This is a genomic window from Actinomyces sp., assembly GCF_030530635.1.
In the GTDB taxonomy this organism is placed as follows: Bacteria; Actinomycetota; Actinomycetes; order Actinomycetales; family Actinomycetaceae; genus Actinomyces.
Genome location: NZ_JAUMUL010000021.1, coordinates 14140 through 34617, shown reverse-complemented (window position 1 = coordinate 34617; position 20478 = coordinate 14140). Strand labels below are relative to the sequence as shown.

Here is a 20478-nt window from a genome sequence, read left to right as displayed (position 1 = left end):
ACAATTTCTTGCCTCTACAGGAGGACATGGTCACCGCCGGTCGACGGAGTCGATGCGGAATGCGCGAGCAGATGGCGAATCACAGTCCTGAGTCGTTCGGGGGCGACCCGTCGGGCGTCGCTCAGGTAGATCTCGTGATGACGGCGGGTGTCGGACAAGTCAGGGCGATAGCCCTTAGACCGCGCGAACTCGTGCATGAGCGCGATCGTGGCGGGCTCGTCGTCGTAGGGTCCGACGTGCAGGCATTGCACGCACAAGCCCTCCTCGAGCCGCATGAACTCGACGGGTGAGAAGTCGGTGCGCTTCTTGTGTGTCGCCTCCTCAATCGCCCAGCCGAACTCTGCCTCGGTGACGAAGTCCGGCACCCGGATCGCGGAGATCCACTCAAAGTGCTCCTTGTGCGCGTAGTCGACGCCGTCGACGCCGGGCTGCCACCAGAATCCCTCCAGCGGCGGGACGACGTAATCGAAGTATCCGTCCATCAGGTGCCCGGACCGACGACTCATCTTGATGGTGAAGGCGATGGCGTAGAGCAGCTTCAGCGCACGCTGGTAGTCCCCGTCCTCCGCATTCGGATCTCCCCTGCCCCGCACGGCGATGAAGCTCATCGCGGGGATGGTGACGATACCCGGCCGTTTGGGCGGGGTATAGAAGTCCTTGTACTCCTTCTTGTAGTCGAAGGCCATGTCTTACCTGCTGCTCCCTTGCATTCGGTTGGTCCGACGATTGTCGCTCGGTACAGCCGACGTCCACCGTCGAGAGACGACCGACTACCGCCGGTGAATAACACGAAGCCCCGGAGTAACATCTCTCCAGGGCATTGGTCGGGCTGGCGGGATTTGAACCCACGACCCCTTGACCCCCAGTCAAGTGCGCTACCAAGCTGCGCCACAGCCCGCGTCCGCACGGCTGACGCCGCTTGGAACATGGAAGACGATAGCTCATCCGAGCGCCGCCGTCGAAATCCGTGGGCGGTGACGCCGCTCACCGTTCCCGCAGGCCCATCGCAGCCACTTCTACCGACCTCGGCACGTAAGATCTACCGACCTCGGCGGGTCAGGCGGAGGTATTCCAGGCGTTGATGCCGCCTTCCAGGTTCGTCATGGTGCCCGCGTACCCCGCCCGCTCCAGCGCCTCAATAGCGCGGGCGGAGCGCACGCCGCCGGCGCAGTAGACGATCAGTTCCCGGCTCGAATCCAACTCTCCGAGGCGACGGGCCACCTGGTCGAGCGGGATGTGCACCGCCCCGTCGATCGCCTCCAGTTCGACCTCGTGGGGCTCACGCACGTCCAGTAGCGTGTAGGCCTGCCCGGGCAGCTCCCCGGCGGCAATGCGCTCGCGCAGACCTTCGGCGGTGATCGTGTTCATGTTGCTCTCCTCTGCTTGAGTGATCGGCGTCAACGGCCGGGCGCCGCACAGGGCCTCATAATCCACCAGCCCGGTGATGGTTGGCTGGGTGCCGCATAGCGGGCAGTCGGGGTTCTTCCTGATCGGCAACTCCACACCGTGCCCCTCCCAGGCGTTGACCAGCAGCATGCGCCCGATCAGTGGGCGCGCTCCCCCGATCACGAGCTTCAGCGCCTCCGCGGCCTGTATCGCTCCGATGATCCCGGGCAGCACCCCCAGTACCCCGGCCTCGGCGCAGGAGGGCACCGCGCCCGCATCGGGCGGTTTCGGGTGTACGCAGCGGTAGCAGGGTCCGCGCCGGGTGTCAAAGACGGTGACCTGGCCGTCGAAGCGCAGTACCGCCCCGTGTACGAGCGGGACGCCCAGCAGCACGCAGGCGTCCCCGAGCAGGTAGCGGGTGGGGAAGTTGTCGGTGCCGTCGATCACCACGTCCCAGCCGCGCAGCAACTCCATGGCGTTGGCGCTGGTCAGGGCCTGCCTGTGGGTGATGACCTCGATGTCCGGGTTCAGGGCGGCCACGGCCTCCCGAGCGGAGTCGACCTTGGGCCGCCCCGCGGCGGCGGTGGGGTGCAGGACCTGCCGTTGCAGGTTGGAGATGGTGACGTCGTCGTCGTCAATGATGCCGAGCATGCCGACGCCGGCCGCGGCCAGGTACAGGACGGCGGGCGATCCCAGGGCGCCGGCACCTACCACCAGGATGCGGGCGGCGCGGATGCGCTGCTGGCCGCGCCCGCTCACCTGAGGCACGAGCGCGTTGCGCGAGTAGCGCTGCTGCTCGGCGGCGGTGAGCGGGCGCAGGCGGGCGTCGTCGATCAGCGAGGGGTAGGTATCCCCCGCAACCGGCGTCATGACGCTTCCAGAACCGTGGCGCGACGGTCAGTGCCGCAGGCCGCGGTAGCGGTCGATCAGCTGCCGGGTGGAGGCGTCCTGGCCGGCGTAGGCGGCCTCGTCTCCGCGCACCGCGGGGGCGATCTCCAGGGCCAGCTTCTTGCCGAGTTCCACGCCCCACTGGTCGAAGGAGTCAATGCCCCACACGATTCCCTCGGTGAAGGTGATGTGCTCGTACAGAGCAATCAGCTGCCCCACCACGGCGGGGGTCAGGGCCGGGGCGAGGATCGACGTCGTCGGCCGGTTTCCGCTGAACACGCGGGCCGGGACGATCGCCTCCGGGGTGCCCTCGGCGCGCACCTCCTCGGCGGTCTTACCGAAGGCGAGGGCGGCGGTCTGGGCCAGGAAATTGGACAGCAGCAGCTCGTGCACATCCGCCTCGCCGTCCTTGACCGGGTGGGCCGGGTTGGCCACGGTGATGAAGTCGGCGGGGATCAGGCGGGTGCCCTGGTGCAGCAGCTGGAAGAAGGCGTGCTGGCCGTTGGTGCCGGGCTCGCCCCAGAAGATCTCCCCGGTGTCGGTCACCACCGGGCTGCCGTCCCAGCGCACGGACTTGCCGTTGGACTCCATGGTCAGCTGCTGGAGGTAGGCCGGGAAGCGGTGCAGGTACTGGGCGTAGGGCAGCACCGCGTGGGAGGCGGCCTGGAAGAAGTTCACGTACCAGACGCCCAGCAGGCCCATGAGCATGGGTACGTTCTCCGCCGGTGCCTTGGTGGCGAAGTGCTCGTCGACGGCGTGGAAGCCGGACAGGAAGTCGGCGAAGTTCTCCGGGCCGATGGCCACGGCCAGCACGGTGCCGACGGCGGAGTCCACCGAGTAGCGCCCGCCCACCCAGTTCCAGAAGCCGAAGGCGTTGGCCGGGTCGATGCCGAAGTCCTCCACCTTGTCCAGGGCGGTGGACACGGCCACGAAGTGTTTGGCGACGGCGCCGTCGGTGCTGATACCGCGCGCGGCCAGTGCCTCCAGCAGCCAGGTGCGGGCCATGCGGGCGTTGGTGAGGGTCTCCAGGGTGGTGAAGGTCTTGGAGGCGATGATGAACAGGGTGGTCTCCGGGTCCAGGTCGGAGACCTTCTCGGCGCAGTCGTTGGGGTCGATGTTGGAGATGAAGCGGGCCTCCAGACCCTCCTGGACGTAGGGGCGCAGGGCCTCGTAGACCATGACCGGGCCGAGGTCGCTGCCGCCGATACCGATGTTGACGACCGTCTTGATGGGCTTGCCGGTCACACCGGTCCACTCCCCCGAGCGCACGCGGCGGGCGAAGGCGTAGATCTTCTCCAGAACCTCGTGCACGTCGGCTACGACGTCCTGCCCGTCCACGATGAGGGTGTCGCCGGCGGGACGGCGCAGAGCGGTGTGCAGGACGGCGCGATCCTCGGTGATGTTGATGTGTTCGCCGGCGAACATGGCGTCGCGGCGGCCGGGCACGTCCACGGCCTCGGCGAGTTCCACCAGGGCGTCGCGGACCTCGTCGGTCAGGAAGTTCTTGGACAGGTCGACGAACAGGTCGCCCACCTCGTAGGAGTAGCGCTCGGCGCGCTGCGGGTCCTGGGCGAACCAGGCGCGCAGGTCGGGCTCCATGGACTGGTGCAGCTCGGTGAGTCGCTTCCAGGCGGCCGTGGTGGTGGGATCAACCGGTGTACGTGTTGTCGACATGGAAGCAGTCTAGGCCGTCCGCTACGGTTGCCGCATGGGCGACCTGGTGATCGGCGAGGACGGGCTGGCGCGGCCGGTGTGGGCGGCCGGCGACCCGCTGCTGCGCGACTACTACGACACCGAGTGGGGCATGCCCGTGCGCGATGAGCGCGGCGTGTTCGAGCGGCTCAGCCTGGAGGCCTTCCAGTCGGGCCTGTCCTGGCGCACGATCCTGGTCAAGCGGCCCGCCTTCCGGGAGGCCTTCGCGAGCTTCCAGCCGGAGGCGGTAGCCGCCTTCGGGGACGACGACGTGGCCCGTCTGCTGGCCGACGCCAGGATCGTGCGCAACCGGGCGAAGATCCTGGCCACCATCAACAATGCCCGGGCCACTGTGGCGCTGCGGGACGCCGACGACGTCGACGACGGCCTGGCGGGCCTGGTGTGGTCCTACCGGCCGACGGCGACCCCCGCCCCGCGCACGCTGGCGGAGGTGCCCACGCGCTCACCGGAGTCCGAGGCGCTGGCCCGTAGGCTCAAGCGCCTGGGCTTCCGGTTCGTCGGCCCGACGACGGCGTTCGCGCTCATGGAGGCCATCGGTATCGTGGACACCCACCTGGTGGGTTCCTGGCGGCGCGGCTCTTCCGGCGTGTGGAACTGAGGAGCGCCTCACGAAGTCAGTGATCCGCTGGCTCGCCGTGGCTCGTCCCGCGCTCTTGCTGTCAAAAACGATGACAAACGAAATCCGCAGCGCTCGAGGCGCTTCACAAAACGTTGGAACCATGCGGGTGCCGAGTGGCGTAGAAGAGCGCTTCCCCGGCGTTTGTCATCAATCTTGACACCGCCGGTCCGGTGGCATGCCGAGCCGCCCAGGCAACACCACTACGGGGTCAGCCTGGGGTGTCCAGGAGCTTGGACAGGCGCTTCTTGCGGCGGTTCTGGGTGACGATCCAGGCCACGTCCGGGTCACCGACGTCGAGCGCCGCGAATACGGGGAGCCCCGCGCCGGGGTCGGCCGCCACGGCCACGCTCCAGCAGTAGCCGAGGGACTTGCGCAGCATCCGCGCCGCCGGGGCCTTGCGGTCCTGCGGCGGCAGCGCAATGAGGTGATCGGTGGTGCGCCGGCACACGTCGATGGCGATCCGAGCGGCCTCGGCGGTACGCAGCAACCGGGGCTCGCAGATAGCCACCGCGGCGACGCGTTGTACCAACGAGTCCGTGTCATCCGCCCACGCCAGGATGAGTGCGAACAGCGTTTGCGGGTCGGAGTCCCCCAGTAGTTGCAGGCCGATGGTGACAGCCTCGCGCACGCGCCAGCGCTCGTCGGTGGCCAGCTCCCGCGCCCGTCGCTCGAATGCCGCGTCGGCCGCCCGGTAGCCCAGCGCAGCGGCCGCACAGGCAGTGGTGTACTCGCCGCCGTCTGCGAGCAGTTCTTCGATCGTGCCTGGATCGGCGGCCCGCGCAACCACTGCGATCAACTCGATGTTCGCCCGGGGGCCGGGAAGCCCAGAGCGCTGGTTCAGGTACGCGGGCCAGTCGGCGGCCTCCAGCTCCTTGAGCTCAGTCAGCCACGGCGATGTGTCGACCATGCCTCGACCGTACAGCGGACGGATATGGCGATACAACCAGGAAACGAGACTCATGCCGACGCCGAGATCACCGCGTACCGGCCGGCACCCGGCACCACTCGCCCGGACTAAGACCTCACCACTCGGAGGCGCGCGCCAGCTGTCTCGCGGGCGTGACCGCTACAACCACAGCGGTCGCCGCCGCCCCGAGGCCGAGGGCGACCAACACGCATAGGCGCAGGCCGCCGAGTTCGAGCAGCACCCCGGCCGTGACCGGCACGGCCGCCGAGATCGCGGCGATGACCAGCCCCACCAGCGCCAGGGCGCGTCCCTGTCCGGCTTTCGGCACCACGTGCTGGATGTAACCGAAGGTGCAGCCACTCGTGGTCGCGGTGGGCAGCCCGACGAGTGCCAGCGTCACCGCTTGGACGGCAGGCTCCGGTTGGACGAGCACGGGAACCACCACGAGCGTGCACAGCAGCGATCCCACGGCGATGATCCGGCCGGCCCGCACGCGTTCGATGATCCACGACGCGGGCAGCGCACCGAGGAGCACGCCCACCGCCAGGAACGTGTTCAGCAGTCCCACTGCGGCGGTGGAGGCACCGGCCACGCGCAGGGACATCTGCCACCCGTCTATCAGGAGCAAGACCTCCACGCTTGACAGCAGGGCCGAAGATGCCAGGGCCAGAGCGGCCGGTCGGGCGAGTATGCGCAGCAGGCTCCGCCAGGTCACGGCGGCTTCCGGCGCTGGTGAAGCCGCGCTGTGGGCGTCGTCGGCAAGCGGGTGCAGGTCCGCCCGCACGCGACTGATGCCGACGGCCTGACCGAGCGCACCGACCACCGAGGCCACGAATGGCACCCAGGAACCCACCGCCAGGAATAGCCCGGAAATCGGCTGCCCGATTATGTTGACGACGCCGTCCCGTCCCCGGTTCACGGCCAGCGCGCCGGGCAGCCGCTCGCCGGAGACGATGCTGGGCAGGGCGGCGTCCGACGCCGTACCGAACACACCGGTGATGAGTCCCGCAAGTGCGGCGCATACGGCGAGGAGGCCGAGTGAAAGCTTGCCGGTCACGCACATGAGGGCGACCGCGGTATAGAGCACGGCCCGCAGCATCCCGGAGGCAATGATGGCCCCGCGCCGATCCACGCGATCCATTGCCATGCCACCGGGGATGGAGAGTGCCGCGGCCGCCAGTCCGGCTACCGTCGAGACCAGGCCCGCCTGCGCCGTCGACCCGGTGACGTCCAGCGCGACCATTGTCAGCGCGAAGGTGCCGACCACCGAGCCCAGCTGCCAGGAGGTGTCCGCGCACAACCAAGCCAGATAGTCGGTGCGCTGCGATTCCACCGTCTCAGCCTACGCGCTCCTATCGCCGGTTTCTGGCCAGAACCGCCGCCTTCAGCGCCGCTGGCGGCGTTCGCGCACGCGCACGCCGATCTGGATGGGGGTGCCGACGAAGCCGAACTCCTCGCGCAGCCGGTTCTCGATGAAGCGCCGGTAGCCGGCGTCCAGGAAGCCGGTGGTGAAGACGACGATACGCGGCGGGGCCGCCTGCACCTGGGTGGCGAACAGGATGCGCGGCTGCCTGCCACCGCGTACCGGGTGCGGGCTGGCCGACTGCAACTCCCCCAGGAAGGCGTTCAGTCGTCCCGTGGGCACGCGCGTGTTCCAGCCGGCCAGGGCCGTGTCCAGGGCGCGCGCCAGCCGGTTGGTGTGCCAGCCGGTGCGGGCGGAGAGGTTGATGCGCGGCGCCCAATCCACATGGGCGAGCTCGTGCTCCGCCTCCCACGCCAGCTGCTTACGACGGTCCTCATCAACCAGGTCCCACTTGTTGTTGACGATCACCAGGGCGCGCCCGGCGTCCACCACCTGCTGGATCACGCGGATGTCCTGCTCGGTGATGGCCTCGGAGGCGTCCAGGAGTACCACCCCCACCTCGGCCTTCTCCACCGCCCCCTGGGTGCGTAGCACCGCATAGTAGTCGGCGCCGCGCACCTGCCGGATGCGGCGGCGGATACCGGCGGTGTCCACAAGCACCCACTGGCGGCCGTCGAACTCGACGACCTCATCCACCGGGTCACGGGTGGTGCCGGCCACCTCGTTGACCACCACCCGCTCGTTGCCTGCGAGCTTGTTGAGCAGGGAGGACTTGCCGACGTTCGGGCGCCCCACCAGGGCGATGCGGTGCAGGTCGTCGCTGCGCTCCGGCCCGGCCACCGCGGACACCTCCGGCAGGATGGCGACGGCGGCATCGAGCAGCTCCCCGCTGCCGCGGCCGTGCAGCGCGGACACGGCATAGGGCTCGCCCAGGCCCAGGGCCCACAGCGCCGCGGCGTCGCCCTCCTGTACGGGCGAGTCGACCTTGTTGGCGGCCAGCACCACCGGCTTGCCGGAGCGGCGCAGCATCTTGACGATCCGGTCGTCGGCCTCGGTGACGCCCACGCGGGCATCCACCACCAGCAGCACGGCGTCGGCCAGGTCCACGGCGGCCTCGGCCTGCGCGGCGACGGCGGCGTCCAGCCCGGCCACGTCCACCTCCCAGCCGCCGGTGTCGACGATGGTGAAGCGCTTGCCCGCCCATTCGGCCGGGTAGGAGACGCGGTCGCGGGTCACGCCGGGCACGTCCTGCACGACGGCGGCGCGCCGCCCCAGCACGCGATTAACTAGCGTCGACTTGCCGACGTTGGGGCGGCCGATGACGGCCAGGACCGGCAATCCTGCCTCCAGCCCCTCCTGGGCGCTGGGGATCTCCTCCCCCGCGAGCACCGCCTGGTCGTCGGCGTCGAGCACGTAGTCGTCCAGACCCGACCGCAAGGCCTCGGCCCGGGCCTCCTCCAGTCGCTCGCGCTCGGCGGCCTCGGCACGCGCCTGCTCGACCAGCTCGGTGACGTGGGCAATGGTCTCCTCCAGCGTCAGATCGGAGGTATCCACCGCGGTGACGCCCTCGGGGGCAGTGAGGAACTGGGAGACGGTGGCGTCGTCGCGGTCGCGGCGCACCACCTGGTCGCGCAGAGCCGCGGCATCCACGGTCTTGCCGGCGGCATCCAGTTCGGCGGCGCGGCGCTCCAGCCGGGCCTGCTCACTGGCGGTCAGCAGCAGGCGCACATCGGCGTCGGGGGTGACCACAGTGGTGATGTCCCGGCCCTCGGCGATGACACCGGCACCGTGGGAGAAGGAGCCTGCCAGGCCACTGGCCTCGGCGCGGATGATGTCGCGCTGCAGGCGGGCCATCTCTGCACGCACGTCCAGGTTGGTGGCGATCTTGGAGACCACTGCGGACACGTGCGGCTCACGGATCGCGTCGGCGATGTCCACGCCGTCGCAGGTGACACTGGGCGCCGCAGGGTCCAGGCCCATTATCAACGGCATGGCCTGCACGGCGTGGGTGACGGCCGCGGAGTCGTCGAAGTCGATACCGGTGCGCTCGCACCACCAGGCGGCGGCCCGGTACATGGCGCCGGTGTCCAGGTAGGCCAGCCCCAGCGCGGCGGCAACCCGCTTGGACACCGTGGACTTGCCGGACCCGGACGGCCCGTCAATGGCGACGACGATTCCCATGTGCTCCTCCAACGTTCAACCCCGCGGGCTCCGGCGAGCCCGGTCGGTTTCAAGGGGTAAGCGTCCCACAATCACCCGGTTGGGCGCGGATCCGCAGCAGATGAGTCCGCCCACAGCCGGTCATCGGGTACTTCCGCCGGCCACCAGGGGCGCATAGCTGTCCCACACCGGCATGGGCACGCCGAAATGCTCGCCGGCCTCCAACACCTCAAAGAAGCCGGCCCGCCACTCCTCACGGCCGTGTGCCAAGTGCGCCAACACCATGCGGCGGGTGTCGGCCTGAGCGAACATGCGGCCCAGGCCCACTGCGACGATCCTCGCCGGTAGACGCAGCAGCGGTGCAGGTTGTATCCGGCCGGTGGCAATGCCCCGCGCCCGGCATACGGCGACTCCTTCGCGCAGTGCCAACACCATGCGTCGCAGGGCGTCCCTGTCGGTGCACAGTCGGTCGTAGCCACCCGCTTCCAACAGCGGGCCGAGGGTGAGGGACTGTTGCAGGTAATGCACGGCGAGCCAGCCGGCCATGTCCCGCTCCCGTCGGACCGACAGCCCGGCCGCCGTCAGGGCGGAGACGGCTGTGTCCAGCGCGCCGCGTTTCGCAGGCGTGTCCGCTTCCAGGCGTGTGCCGTTACGGTAGAGCGTCGCCTCAATTCCCAAGTCGCCGCCCGCGTCGGTGCGTCCCCCGCCGATCTGGCCGGGGAAGCCGAGAACGTAGTCCTCTCGCGGCAGACACTCCCGTAGCTGAGTGACGATATCCCAGTGGTTGAGCATGAACAGTAGCGATGTCCGCCCGGCAAGTGGTGTGACGGCCGGAATCACCTCATGCAGGTGGAGCCGGTCCACCGTGACGAGCGTCAGCTCGGCGTCCACGGGCGTGGTGACAACCTCAGGAGGATACCGGCCGACCAGTGGCTGCCTGCAATGGCGTCCGCCGGCACGGTGCAGCCGCAGCTGCACGCCGGCTCGCAGCTGCTCCGCACGATGCGGGCGGGCCATGACCACCACCTGGTGGTCTCGGCTGAGCAGCCAGCCGTAGCTCAGGCCGATCACTCCCGCCCCGATGATCAGGATGCGCACGCTGCACCGCCGTCAGGCCACGACCACGCGCCAGCCGCGGGCGTCCAGGGCCTCCTCCAGGCTCTGCGCCGCGGCCGGCATGACCGAGAGCATGGCCAGGCCGGCGCTCTGGCCGGGCGAGTGTTCCATGGCGAAGTCCTCAATGTTGACGCCTGCCTTGCCGACGTCGGAGAACAGACGGCCGAGTGAGCCGGCGGAGTCGGGCACCAGCACCTGCACCTGTGCGTAACGGCGCGGTGCCCCGCCGTGCTTGCCCGGTATGCGGGCCTGCCCGGCATTGCCGCGGGTCATCAGGTCGGTAATGGAGCCGACGGCGCCCGGGGCGATGGAGCCGGCGTCCCCCGCGGCGGTGTATGCGGGGTCGTCCGGGTCGACGGCGGCCGGTGCGATCCCGGATATCAGGGCGTCCAGGTCCTCCCGCAGTCGGCGCAGCATGCCCACCACCGGTCCGGCGTTGCCGACCACGATGGCCGACCACAGCCGCGGATCGGAGGCAGCGATCCGGGTGGTGTCGCGCAGTCCCTGCCCGGCCAGGCCGAGCGCGTTCTCGGGAAGAGTCTCCAGCCGAGCGGCCAATAGGGAGCTGACCAGTTGGGGCACATGGCTGACGGCGGCGACGGCGGCATCGTGCTCGGCGGCACTCATGCGCACCGGGGTGGCGCCGACGTCGACGGCCAGGTTGCGCACGGCAAGTTCCGCGTCCGGGACCGCCCCGTCGGCGATGACCACCCAGGGACGGCCGGCGAACAGGTCGGAGTCGGCGGCGCCGGCACCGGACCGCTCCCGCCCGGCCATGGGATGGGAACCCACGTACCGGCGCGCCTTCGCGCCGCCGCGGCGGCGCACCTCGGCGCCGATGCGTTCCTTGACGCTGGCCACGTCGGTGACCACCGCCTCCGGGTGGTCGGCCAGCTCACGCAGGACCACCTCGGCGGCCACGTCCGGCGGGGTGGCCACCACCACCATCCTCGGCTCGGCGCTGTCCTGTTCGCGTACACGTCCGGCCCCCATGTCGCGCGCGAGTGCCAAGGAGGTGGGTGAGGTGTCGGCCAGCTGCACCTCGACGCCCGCGCCAGTCAGGGCCAGCGCCAGGGAGGTACCCAGCAGGCCGGTGCCGACCACCAGCACCGGTCCCCGGGTGGCTAGGACTGCCGAGGGGTTGCCGATGGCGCTCATAGCCCCGCCTCCTGCTGCAGGGCGCTTACCTCCGCACCGGTCAGTGCCCGCATGGCACCCGGGCGCAGGTCGCCGAGTGCCAGCGGCCCGATCCGGGTGCGGGACAGGCGGGTGACGGGGTGGCCGACGGCGGCGAGCATGCGCCGCACGATACGGTTGCGACCCGAGTGCAGCGTGACCTCCACAATGGAGGCACGCGGCGAGGTGTCCTTCACCACCACGCGGTCCGCGGTGATCGGACCGTCGTCCAGCTCGATGCCGCGCCGCAATCGACGCGGCACACCCGGGCCCATGCGCCCCTTGACCACGGCCACGTAAGTCTTGGCGACCTCGTAGCTGGGGTGCGTGAGCCGGTGGGTGAGTTCGCCGTCATTGGACAGCAGCAGCAGCCCCTCGGTCTCGGCGTCCAGCCGACCCACATGCACCAGCCGGAGGGAGGCGGCCCTCTCCGTTCCGCCCAGCTGCTCGGCGTGTTCCGCCAGGTAGCGCTCGGCGTACTCGGCGACTGTGGGGCGCCCCTCCGGGTCCTCCATGGTGGTGACCACGCCGGCTGGCTTGTGCAGCATGACGGTGATGACGTCGGGGTCGGTGAGCACCCGGGAGCCGTCCACCCGGATCTCCTGGGCGGCGGGATCCACCCGCACGCCGGGTTCGGTGACCCGCACCCCATCCACGCTGACCCTGCCGGCGGCGATCAACTGCTCGCATACGCGCCGGGACCCCACTCCCGCGTGCGCCAACACCTTCTGTAGCCGCTGCCCGCCGTCCGTGTAGGGGTCATCCGGCGCGAGTTCGCGTTCCCCTCCGGCGCCAGCATCCTGGGCGTCCGTCGGCTCGGCGGCCTCGTAGCCGATCTCCTCCAGATCGTCGGCGTCGTAGAACTCCTCGGCACCGAAGTGCAGTGCAGCCTCGGCACTAGTGCCCTCGTGGGGATCCATGCGCTTGGTCATGGCAGTATCCTTCCGGTGATCTCCTCCTCGATGTCTCCCAGGGAAGATGCATCGGGCAGGTAGGGGGCCAGGGGCGGCAGATCTTCTAGCGAGTCCAGTCCCAGGTACTCCAGGAATTCACTGGTGGTGCGGTAGAGGATGGCGCCGGACGGCTCGGTGCCGGCCTCCTCGATCAGACCGCGGGCGTGCAGGGTGCGCACCACCCCGTCGACGTTCACGCCGCGTACCGCCGCCACCCGGCCACGCGTGACGGGCTGCCGGTAGGCGATCACGGCCAGGGTCTCCAGGGCCGCCTGCGACAGACGCGCGGTGGCTCCGCCGATGACGAATCGCTCCACCAGATCACCGAAGCGGGGTGCGGAGGCGAGCCGCCAACCGCCGGCGGCGCGCCGCAGCACGAAGCCGCGGGCTCGGACCTCGGCCGCGTCCTCGTCGGCCCCACCGTTGTCGCCACTGTGCTTCCCGGCGTATTCGGCGGCGAGTGACTCCAGCAGCGCCTCCACATCGTCCTCATGCGAGCCCAGGGCGGCGGCGAGGGCGGCGGCGGTAACCGGCTCATCGGCTACTACCAGGACGGCCTCGACGGCGGCACGCAGCTCCTCCTGCGCCACAGGCACCGGCTCCCGTGCGCCCGCGCTCGAAGAAACCGGGGTGGTCATGCGAACTCCTCCTCCAGCTCGGGGGACGTCATGGCATCCACCTCCGCGTAGCCGCGCCAGGTGACGGTGATCTCCTCCATGGGTGCGTCCTGGGCCAGGTCGATGCCGCCCTGACGGTACAGGATCAACACCGCCAGGAAGCGGGCGACGATCACTGCGGTGCGGCCCGCATCGGCGGTCAACTCGGTGAAGGTCAACGTGCCGGAATGGCGCAGCCGGTCGACGATCAGCTGTAACTGCTCCCCCACGGGGACGCGCTCGTGCAGGTGCACCGTTTGCACACCCGGATCCCGGGGCCGGGTGAAGACGTCGGCGGCGATGCGGGCCAGGTCCTCGGCGTCGATGGTGGACACGAGCCGGGGCAGCAGGGCCGCGAGTTCGGGCGGTAGGCTGACGACGCGGGGGTGAGTGCGGGAGGCGGTTTCGGCGCGGGCGCGGAAGGCGGCGGCGGCCTCCTTGTAGGCGCGGTACTGCAGCAGGCGGGCGAAGAGCAGGTCGCGGGCCTCCAGCAGCTCCATGTCCTCATCGGCCTCATCGGGGTCGTGCGGAAGCAGCCGGTGCGCCTTGAGCGCCAGCAGGGTGGAAGCGATGACCAGGAACTCGGTGGCGCGTCCCAGGTCCCAGTCGGCGCGCATATAGGCGATGAAGTCATCAGTGACCTCCGCCAGGGCGAGTTCAGTGATGTCGAGCCGTTTGCGGGCTATGAGGGTGAGCAGCAGGTCGAAGGGGCCCTCGAACTGGGGCAGGTTTACGCTGAAGCCCGGCACCTGTGCGGGGTCGACCGGACCGGAGGCATCCAGCTGCGGGTTCTCCGGCTCAGGCGGCCGAGCCGCGGCGGGCACAGCTGCGGTGAGCGTCTCGGGCGACGTTTCAGGCGACATTGCCGCGGGCGATGACCTCCCGGGCCAGGCGCCGGTAGGCCTCGGCACCCGGGTGGCCGGGGGCGTAAGTGGTGATCGGCTCACTCGCGACGGAGGCGTCCGGGAATTTGACGGTGCGGCGGATCTGCGTGTCGAGGAGCTTGTCGCCGAAGGCCTCGGTCAGACGTTCGAGGACCTCCCGGGAGTGGAGGGTGCGCGGGTCCACCATGGTAGCCAGGATGCCGTCGATCTGCAGGCGCGGGTTGATGCGATCACGCACCCGGTCCACCGTCTCCACCAGGAGGGCTACGCCGCGCAGAGCGAAGAACTCGGTCTCCAGGGGGATCATGACGCCGTGGGCGGCGGTAAGCGCGTTGACGGTCAGCAGCCCGAGGGAGGGCTGGCAGTCCACGATAACGGCGTCATAGTCGTCCAGTACGGGCCGCAGCACGCGGGCGAGCGCCTGCTCACGGGCGACCTCGCCCACCAGTTGTACCTCGGCTGCGGACAGGTCGATGTTCGCCGGAATCAGATCAAGGCCATCAACGGAGGTGGAGTGGATGATTGGTCGCACGTCTGGGCGGACGGCGACCAGCATGTCGTAGACGGTCTTGTCCAATTCGTTGGCGTTGACTCCCAGACCGGCGCTGGCCGCGCCCTGCGGGTCGAAGTCGACGACCAGCACACGGCGCCCGTATTCGGCCAGAGCGGCGCCCAGGTTGATGGTGGTGGTCGTCTTACCGACGCCACCCTTTTGGTTGCACATGGCGATGACGCGCGCCGGGCCATGGGAGTCGAGCGGCGCCGGGACCGGGAAGACCTTCGCGTCCTCCTCCTGCTGGTAGTCGGCAAAGGTCTCGGGCGGATCGATCAGGCCGGGTTGCTTCGCGTCACTCACACCGGCAGCCTAGCCGAAGTGGCGGCACGTGGAGTGGCGACTGGCCTGCCACCCATCAGCCGCGGGCGCGCGGATGGCTGGTGGCGTACACCTCGCGCAGGTGGTCGACGGTTACCTTGGTGTAGATCTGGGTGGTGGTCACGGAGGCGTGCCCCAACATCTCCTGCACTACCCGCACATCCGCTCCCCCTGCCAGCAGGTGGGTCGCGAAGGAGTGACGCAGCGTATGCGGGGAGATGCGCCGGTCCTCCTGTGCGGTCGCCTCGTCGGCGCCAATGAGGCCGGCGCGTCGAGCCGCCTGTTGCAGCACCGCCCAGGCGGACTGCCGTGACAGGGGCCGTCCGAGAGTGTTGAGGAAGACCTCCGGCACCCCCCGTCCCTTCGCCGCAAGGACCGGGCGTCCGCGTACCAGGTAGGCATCCAGGGCGTCCCACCCGTATCCGCCCATCGGCACGATCCTCTCCTTGCGGCCCTTGCCGAACAGACGCAGGCATCCGGAGGCCGCGTCCAGGTCGTCCACGACCAGACCGACCGCCTCGGAGATACGGGCACCGGTGGCATACAGCAGTTCCAAAAGGGCACGGTCACGCAGGCCGGCCGGGGAGTCGTCGGCGTCTGCGGCCTCAAGCAGGCGCCGCACTTCGTCGACGGTCAATGCCTTGGGCAGTCGTCGCCCCACCTGCGGCGGACGCACCGGCGCCGACGGGTCGGCGGCGGTGACCCCCTCGGCATGAAGGAACTTGTGCCAGCCGCGTACGGCGGTAACGGTGCGCGACGCGGAGGACGCGGCCAGTGGGCGGCCGCCGTCGGCACCGGTGCGCAGCGCCTCCAGGAAGTCGGCCACATCCGCCTCACCTACCTGGCCGGGCGCGTGAATGGAGCGGCTGCGCAAGAACTCGGTGTAACGCACCAGGTCGCGTTCGTAGGCATTAAGCGTGTTCGGGCTGAGCCCCCGCTCCACCCGCAGGTGGGCCAGGTAGCCGGCCCGCGCCCGCTCAAGCCCGTCCCCGCGGCGGTCGACAGCGGGGCCGGCGGATGGAGACATCGACGGCTTCGTGACGGCACCGTCCCCGTCAGGCGAAGCGGGCGACCAACCCGAGGCCGATGATGGTGCCGGCCCACAGCAGAGCCACACCGACGGTGATGCGGTTGAGGTTGCGTTCGGCGACGCCGGAGGAGCCCGCGGAGGAGGTGATGCCGCCGCCGAACATGTCAGACAGGCCGCCGCCCTTGCCCTTGTGCATGAGGATCGTCATGATCAGGAAGAAGCTGGAGAGCACCAGTAGCACTTGCAGGATGATGGTCAGCACACCCACGCCGTGTTCCCTTCGTCGTCTGTCTCGGCCGGCTCAACCGGCGTAGCGGGAAGGCCGATACCGCCTAGCCGACGGCGACTCTACCCGATGGCCGGCCCATTGTGCGCAGGTGCGCCCGGTTCCATAAAGGAATCGGGCGCACCTGCCACCTATGTGCAACACAGATCAGGCGTAGAAGCCGGCCATCTGCGCAAAGGAGTCGGCCTTCAACGAGGCGCCGCCGACGAGGGCGCCGTCGATGTCCGCCTGGGCCATGAGCTCCTTGATGTTGGCGGGCTTGGCGGAGCCGCCGTACAGAACACGGGTCGCCTCGGCGGTGGCGTCACCGTAGTCGGCACGCAGGGCCTCACGGATGGCACCGCACACCTCCTGAGCGTCCTCGGCGGTGGCGGTCTCACCGGTGCCAATGGCCCAGATGGGCTCGTAGGCGATCACGATCTTGGCGACGTCCTCGGCAGACCAGCCGGCCAGGGCGGCCCGGATCTGGCCGAGCACGAAGTCCACATGGGTGCCGGCCTTGCGCACCTCAAGGGCCTCACCGCAGCACAGGATCGGGGTCATGCCGGCGTCCAGGGCCTTGCGGGCCTTGGCGCCGACCAACTCATCAGACTCGCTGTGGTACTCACGGCGCTCAGAGTGGCCCATGACCACGTAGCTGCAGCCGAGCTTGCTCAGCATGGAGGTGGAGATCTCACCGGTGTAGGCGCCGTTGTCGTGGATGGACACGTCCTGCGCACCGTACTTGATGTCAAGTCCGTCGGCCTCCACCACGGTTTGGACGGAGCGGATGTCCGTGAACGGCGGAATGACCAGGACCTCACACTTGGCGTAGTCGTGGCCGGCGTCACTCAGCGCCATGGCCAAGCCCTGCACCAGGTGGTTGGCCTCAAGGTGGTCGAGGTTCATCTTCCAGTTGCCCGCCATCAGCGGGGTGCGGTTGCTCATAATCGGATTCCTTAGCTTGGGATGGGATTGGTTGGGTGCCTGTCAGTCATCAAGGACGGCGATGCCGGGCAGCGTCTTTCCCTCCAGCAACTCCAGGGAGGCGCCGCCACCGGTGGAGATGTGGGAGAAGGTGGACTCGTCGAAGCCGAGCGTGCGCACGGCCGCAGCGGAGTCGCCGCCGCCGATCACGGAGAAGGCCTCGGATGCGGAGATGGCCTGGGCGACAGCCTTGGTGCCCTCGGCGAAAGCCGGGAACTCGAACACGCCCATGGGACCGTTCCACACGACCGTCTTGGAGGATGCGATCGCCTGGGCGAACAGCTCCCGGGTCTTGGGGCCGATGTCCAGTCCCATCTGGTCCGCCGGGATGGCGTCGGAGGCAACCACGGTGGCCGGGGCATCCGGCTTGAACTCGGGGGCAACGACGGTGTCGACGGGCAGAAGCAGCTCCACCCCGTTGGCCTTCGCGGTTTCCAGGTATCCCTTGACCGTGTCGATCTGGTCCTGCTCAAGCAGAGAGGTGCCGACCTCGTGACCCTGGGCGGCGAGGAAGGTGTAGGCCATGCCGCCACCGATCAGAAGCCGGTCGGCCTTGGTAAGCAGGTTGGCAATGACGCCGAGCTTGTCGGAGACCTTCGAACCGCCCAACACCACGGTGTAGGGGCGCTCGGGGTCGTTGACGGCCCTGCCGAGAGACTCGATCTCCTTGGCGACCAGCAGACCGGAGGCGGCCGGAAGAATGCGGGCGACGTCGTAGACGGAGGCCTGCTTGCGGTGCACGACGCCGAAGCCGTCGGAGACGAACACGTCAGCCAGGGCGGCGAGCTGCTCGGCGAAGACGGAGCGCTCGGCATCGTCCTTGGAGGTCTCCGCGGCGTTGAAGCGCACGTTCTCCAACAGCACGATGTTGCCGGGCTCCAGGGCGGCGACCGCCGCTTTGGCACCTTCGCCGACGGTGTCCTCGGCCAGGGTCACGTCCACTTCGGCCAACTCGGCCAGCCGCTTGGCGACCGGGGCGAGTGAGAAGTCCGGGTTGACCTTGCCCTTGGGGCGGCCCAGGTGGGCGGCGACGATGACCTTGGCGCCGGCGTCGAGCAGAGTCTTCAGGGTCGGCAGCGCGGCGCGGATGCGGCCGTCGTCGGTGATGTTCTTGTCGTCGTCGAGCGGAACGTTGAAGTCGGAGCGGACCAGGACGCGCTTGCCCTTCAGGTCGCCCAGGGACTCGATGGTCTTCATGAAACCTCGCAGTGTTGAATGTGACGTGGATTTACGGGTGAGTGGGGGTGATTGATTAACGCCCGCGCACGCCGGTGGCGCGCGCGGGCGTTAATCAGGTGCTCACGGTGTGAGTATCCGCCTGCTCGAGCTCAGGCGAGCTTGGCGCAGACCAGGGCGGTGAGCTGGACGAGGCGGTTGGAGTAACCCCACTCGTTGTCGTACCAGGAGACGACCTTGACCTGGTCGCCCTGCACCTTGGTGAGCTTGGAGTCGAAGATGGAGGAGTGGGAGTCGCCGACGATGTCGGTGGAAACCAGGTCCTCCTCGGAGTAGGCCAGAACGCCCTTGAGCGGCCCCTCGGCGGCGGCCTTGACGGCAGCGTTGATCTCCTCAACGGTGGCCGGCTTGGAGGGCTTGAAGGTCAGGTCCGTAACCGAGCCGGTCGGGACCGGCACACGCATGGCGTAACCGTCCAGCTTGCCCTTGAGCTGCGGGAGTACAAGGGCGACCGCGCGGGCGGCGCCGGTGGAGGTCGGGACGATGTTGAGGGCGGCGGCACGGGCACGGCGCAGGTCCTTGTGCGGGGCGTCGTGGATGCGCTGATCGCCGGTGTAGGCGTGAACGGTCACCATGAGGCCGTTCTCGATGCCGAAGGCCTCGTCCAGCACCTTCGCCACGGGGGCGAGGCAGTTGGTGGTGCAGGAGGCGTTCGAGATGATGTTGTGCTTGGTGGTGTCGTACTCCTGCTCATTCACACCCACCACGAAGGTGCCGTCCTCGTTCTTCGCCGGAGCGGAGATGACGACCTTCTTGGCACCGGCGTCGATGTGCGCCTGGGCCTTGGTGGCGTCGGTGAAGAAGCCGGTGGACTCGACGACTACGTCGACGCCCAGGTCCGCCCAGGGCAGGTTGCCGGGCTCGCGCTCAGCCAGGACGCGGATCGGCTTGCCATCGACGATGATGTTCTGCTCGTCGTAGGTGACCTCGGCGGCGAGGCGGCCCATGATTGAGTCGAACTTGAGGAGGTGGGCGAGGGTCTTGATGTCGGTCAGGTCGTTGACAGCCACGACCTCGAAGTCGGCGCCCTGCTCAAGGGCAGCGCGGTAGAAGTTGCGGCCGATGCGGCCGAAGCCGTTGATACCAACGCGGGTGGTCACTTTGTGTCCTCCTAGTGCACCAGTGGGTGCACATACTCGTAGCTCTTTGCACACACGGTGTGCCCCGGCCTTCGTGGGGAGTTCCCCGTCCGATCCGGCAGGTTGAGTCTAGCGTCACGTGCCTGCCGCCGGGCAGGTTCGGACACGCCACGGGCGAACACACCGGCTCATCTCACATGTCGAGCATGTCCTGGGTGAGCACCGACTCGGTGTCCGGGATGCCCAGCTCATGGGCGCGCTTGTCCGCCATGGCCAGTAACCGACGGATGCGTCCGGCCACCGCGTCCTTGGTGAGCGGCGGATCGGCCATACGTCCTAGTTCCTCCAGGCTGGCCTGCTTGTGCTGGATTCGCAGCCGGCCTGCCTGAACCAGGTGCTCGGGTACCTCCGCTCCGAGGATCTCGAAGGCGCGTTCCACGCGCGCCCCCGAGGTGACGGCGGCACGCACCGAACGGCGCAGGTTGGCGTCGTCGAAATTCGCCAGCCGGTTGGCGGTGCCACGATTCTCACGGCGGGTACGGCGCTCCACCCAGGTGGCATTGGCCTCGACCGCCCCCATCTTCTGGAGCAGAACGCTGATCGCCTCGCCGTCGCGCACCACCACCCGGTCCGCGCCGCGCACCTCGCGCGCCTTGGCGGCCACCTCGAAGCGGCGGGCGGCCCCGACCAGGGCGAGGGCGGCCTCACTGCCGGGGCAGGTGACCTCCAGCGCCGAGGAGCGGCCGGGCTCGGTCAGCGAGCCGCGGGCCAGGAAGGCCCCGCGCCAGGCCGCAGCGGACGCATTGCGCCCGCCCTGCACGACCGCCACGGGCATGCCGCGCACGGGACGACCGTGACCGTCCACCAGCCCGGTAAGGCGCGCCAGGTCGCGGCCGCGGTCGGTCACGCGCAACACGTAGCGGCTGCCACGATGTAGGGAACCGGCCTGCACGACCAGCACCTCGGGGGTCATGCCGAACAGCTCCCGCAGGTCGCGGTGCAGCCGGCGTACGGCGCCGCCGTGATCGAGTTCGGCCTCGACCACGATGCGGCCGGAGACGAGGTGCAGGCCGCCGGCGAAACGCAGCATCGCGGCCACCTCGGCCCGCCGCTGGTTGGCGTTGTCATTGTTCACGCGTGCGAGCTCGTCCTTGACGGTCACCGTCAGCGACATGTGGTGATGCTC

At 69.2% G+C, this 20478-nt stretch carries 19 protein-coding genes and 1 tRNA gene; 1 reads left to right on the top strand and 19 read right to left on the bottom strand.

What is annotated here, in order from left to right:
* Positions 1-14: 14 nt before the first annotated feature.
* The 4 genes from Q4A20_RS06880 to pgi all read right to left on the bottom strand — a co-directional run bounded on the left by Q4A20_RS06880 (position 15) and on the right by pgi (position 3948).
* On the bottom strand, positions 15-686 hold the full coding sequence (locus Q4A20_RS06880) for a GyrI-like domain-containing protein (protein WP_303121649.1): 672 nt from the start codon (positions 684-686) through the stop codon (positions 15-17).
* Between the two features lie 135 nt (positions 687-821).
* Positions 822-898 (bottom strand) — tRNA-Pro (locus Q4A20_RS06875).
* Positions 899-1056: 158 nt separating this feature from the next.
* Positions 1057-2256 (bottom strand): molybdopterin-synthase adenylyltransferase MoeB, encoded by a 1200-nt coding sequence (moeB, locus tag Q4A20_RS06870; protein ID WP_303121647.1) that lies wholly within the window; start codon positions 2254-2256, stop codon positions 1057-1059.
* A gap of 27 nt (positions 2257-2283) precedes the next feature.
* Entirely contained in the window at positions 2284-3948 is a 1665-nt protein-coding gene (gene pgi / locus Q4A20_RS06865; RefSeq protein WP_303121645.1) for a glucose-6-phosphate isomerase, read from the bottom strand.
* Positions 3949-3982: 34 nt separating this feature from the next.
* Here pgi and Q4A20_RS06860 point away from each other — a divergent pair, with 34 nt between their 5' ends.
* Positions 3983-4585, top strand: a complete 603-nt coding sequence (locus Q4A20_RS06860) for a DNA-3-methyladenine glycosylase I (protein ID WP_303121643.1) — start codon at positions 3983-3985, stop codon at positions 4583-4585.
* A gap of 229 nt (positions 4586-4814) precedes the next feature.
* Here Q4A20_RS06860 and Q4A20_RS06855 read toward each other — a convergent pair whose 3' ends face one another.
* From Q4A20_RS06855 to whiA, 15 genes are all read right to left on the bottom strand, one after another.
* Entirely contained in the window at positions 4815-5513 is a 699-nt protein-coding gene (locus Q4A20_RS06855) for a HEAT repeat domain-containing protein (RefSeq protein WP_303121641.1), read from the bottom strand.
* 115 nt (positions 5514-5628) lie between these two features.
* Positions 5629-6846 carry an MFS transporter gene (locus tag Q4A20_RS06850; protein WP_303121639.1) on the bottom strand — a complete coding sequence of 406 codons (1218 nt, stop codon included), beginning with the start codon at positions 6844-6846 and terminating at the stop codon, positions 5629-5631.
* A gap of 51 nt (positions 6847-6897) precedes the next feature.
* Positions 6898-9057: a bifunctional cytidylate kinase/GTPase Der gene (gene der / locus Q4A20_RS06845; protein ID WP_303121637.1), complete on the bottom strand. Its 2160-nt coding sequence runs from the start codon at positions 9055-9057 to the stop codon at positions 6898-6900.
* 120 nt (positions 9058-9177) lie between these two features.
* Positions 9178-10134: a ketopantoate reductase family protein gene (locus Q4A20_RS06840; RefSeq protein ID WP_303121635.1), complete on the bottom strand. Its 957-nt coding sequence runs from the start codon at positions 10132-10134 to the stop codon at positions 9178-9180.
* A 12-nt stretch (positions 10135-10146) separates the two neighbouring features.
* On the bottom strand, positions 10147-11310 hold the full coding sequence (locus Q4A20_RS06835; protein WP_303121633.1) for a prephenate dehydrogenase: 1164 nt from the start codon (positions 11308-11310) through the stop codon (positions 10147-10149).
* A complete protein-coding gene (locus tag Q4A20_RS06830) occupies positions 11307-12248 on the bottom strand; it encodes a pseudouridine synthase (RefSeq protein WP_303121669.1) in 942 nt (313 codons plus the stop codon). The genes Q4A20_RS06835 and Q4A20_RS06830 overlap by 4 nt, the downstream gene beginning before the upstream one ends.
* Positions 12249-12256: 8 nt before the next feature.
* On the bottom strand, positions 12257-12919 hold the full coding sequence (scpB, locus tag Q4A20_RS06825; protein ID WP_303121631.1) for an SMC-Scp complex subunit ScpB: 663 nt from the start codon (positions 12917-12919) through the stop codon (positions 12257-12259).
* Entirely contained in the window at positions 12916-13800 is an 885-nt protein-coding gene (locus Q4A20_RS06820) for a ScpA family protein (protein ID WP_303121629.1), read from the bottom strand. The genes scpB and Q4A20_RS06820 overlap by 4 nt, the downstream gene beginning before the upstream one ends.
* The gene (locus tag Q4A20_RS06815) at positions 13790-14677 is read right to left on the bottom strand and encodes a ParA family protein (protein ID WP_303121627.1); all 888 of its coding nucleotides are present in this window, start codon (positions 14675-14677) and stop codon (positions 13790-13792) included. The genes Q4A20_RS06820 and Q4A20_RS06815 overlap by 11 nt, the downstream gene beginning before the upstream one ends.
* Before the next feature lie 55 nt (positions 14678-14732).
* Complete coding sequence (locus tag Q4A20_RS06810) at positions 14733-15722, bottom strand: site-specific tyrosine recombinase XerD (protein WP_303121624.1); 990 nt, start codon at positions 15720-15722, stop codon at positions 14733-14735.
* A 28-nt stretch (positions 15723-15750) separates the two neighbouring features.
* Positions 15751-15993: a preprotein translocase subunit SecG gene (secG, locus tag Q4A20_RS06805; protein WP_303121622.1), complete on the bottom strand. Its 243-nt coding sequence runs from the start codon at positions 15991-15993 to the stop codon at positions 15751-15753.
* A 165-nt stretch (positions 15994-16158) separates the two neighbouring features.
* A complete protein-coding gene (tpiA, locus tag Q4A20_RS06800) occupies positions 16159-16938 on the bottom strand; it encodes a triose-phosphate isomerase (RefSeq protein ID WP_303121619.1) in 780 nt (259 codons plus the stop codon).
* Positions 16939-16980: 42 nt separating this feature from the next.
* Positions 16981-18174, bottom strand: a complete 1194-nt coding sequence (gene pgk, locus Q4A20_RS06795; RefSeq protein WP_303121617.1) for a phosphoglycerate kinase — start codon at positions 18172-18174, stop codon at positions 16981-16983.
* Between the two features lie 131 nt (positions 18175-18305).
* The gene (gap, locus tag Q4A20_RS06790; RefSeq protein WP_303121614.1) at positions 18306-19313 is read right to left on the bottom strand and encodes a type I glyceraldehyde-3-phosphate dehydrogenase; all 1008 of its coding nucleotides are present in this window, start codon (positions 19311-19313) and stop codon (positions 18306-18308) included.
* Positions 19314-19485: 172 nt separating this feature from the next.
* The gene (gene whiA, locus Q4A20_RS06785; protein ID WP_303121612.1) at positions 19486-20466 is read right to left on the bottom strand and encodes a DNA-binding protein WhiA; all 981 of its coding nucleotides are present in this window, start codon (positions 20464-20466) and stop codon (positions 19486-19488) included.
* Positions 20467-20478: the final 12 nt, after the last annotated feature.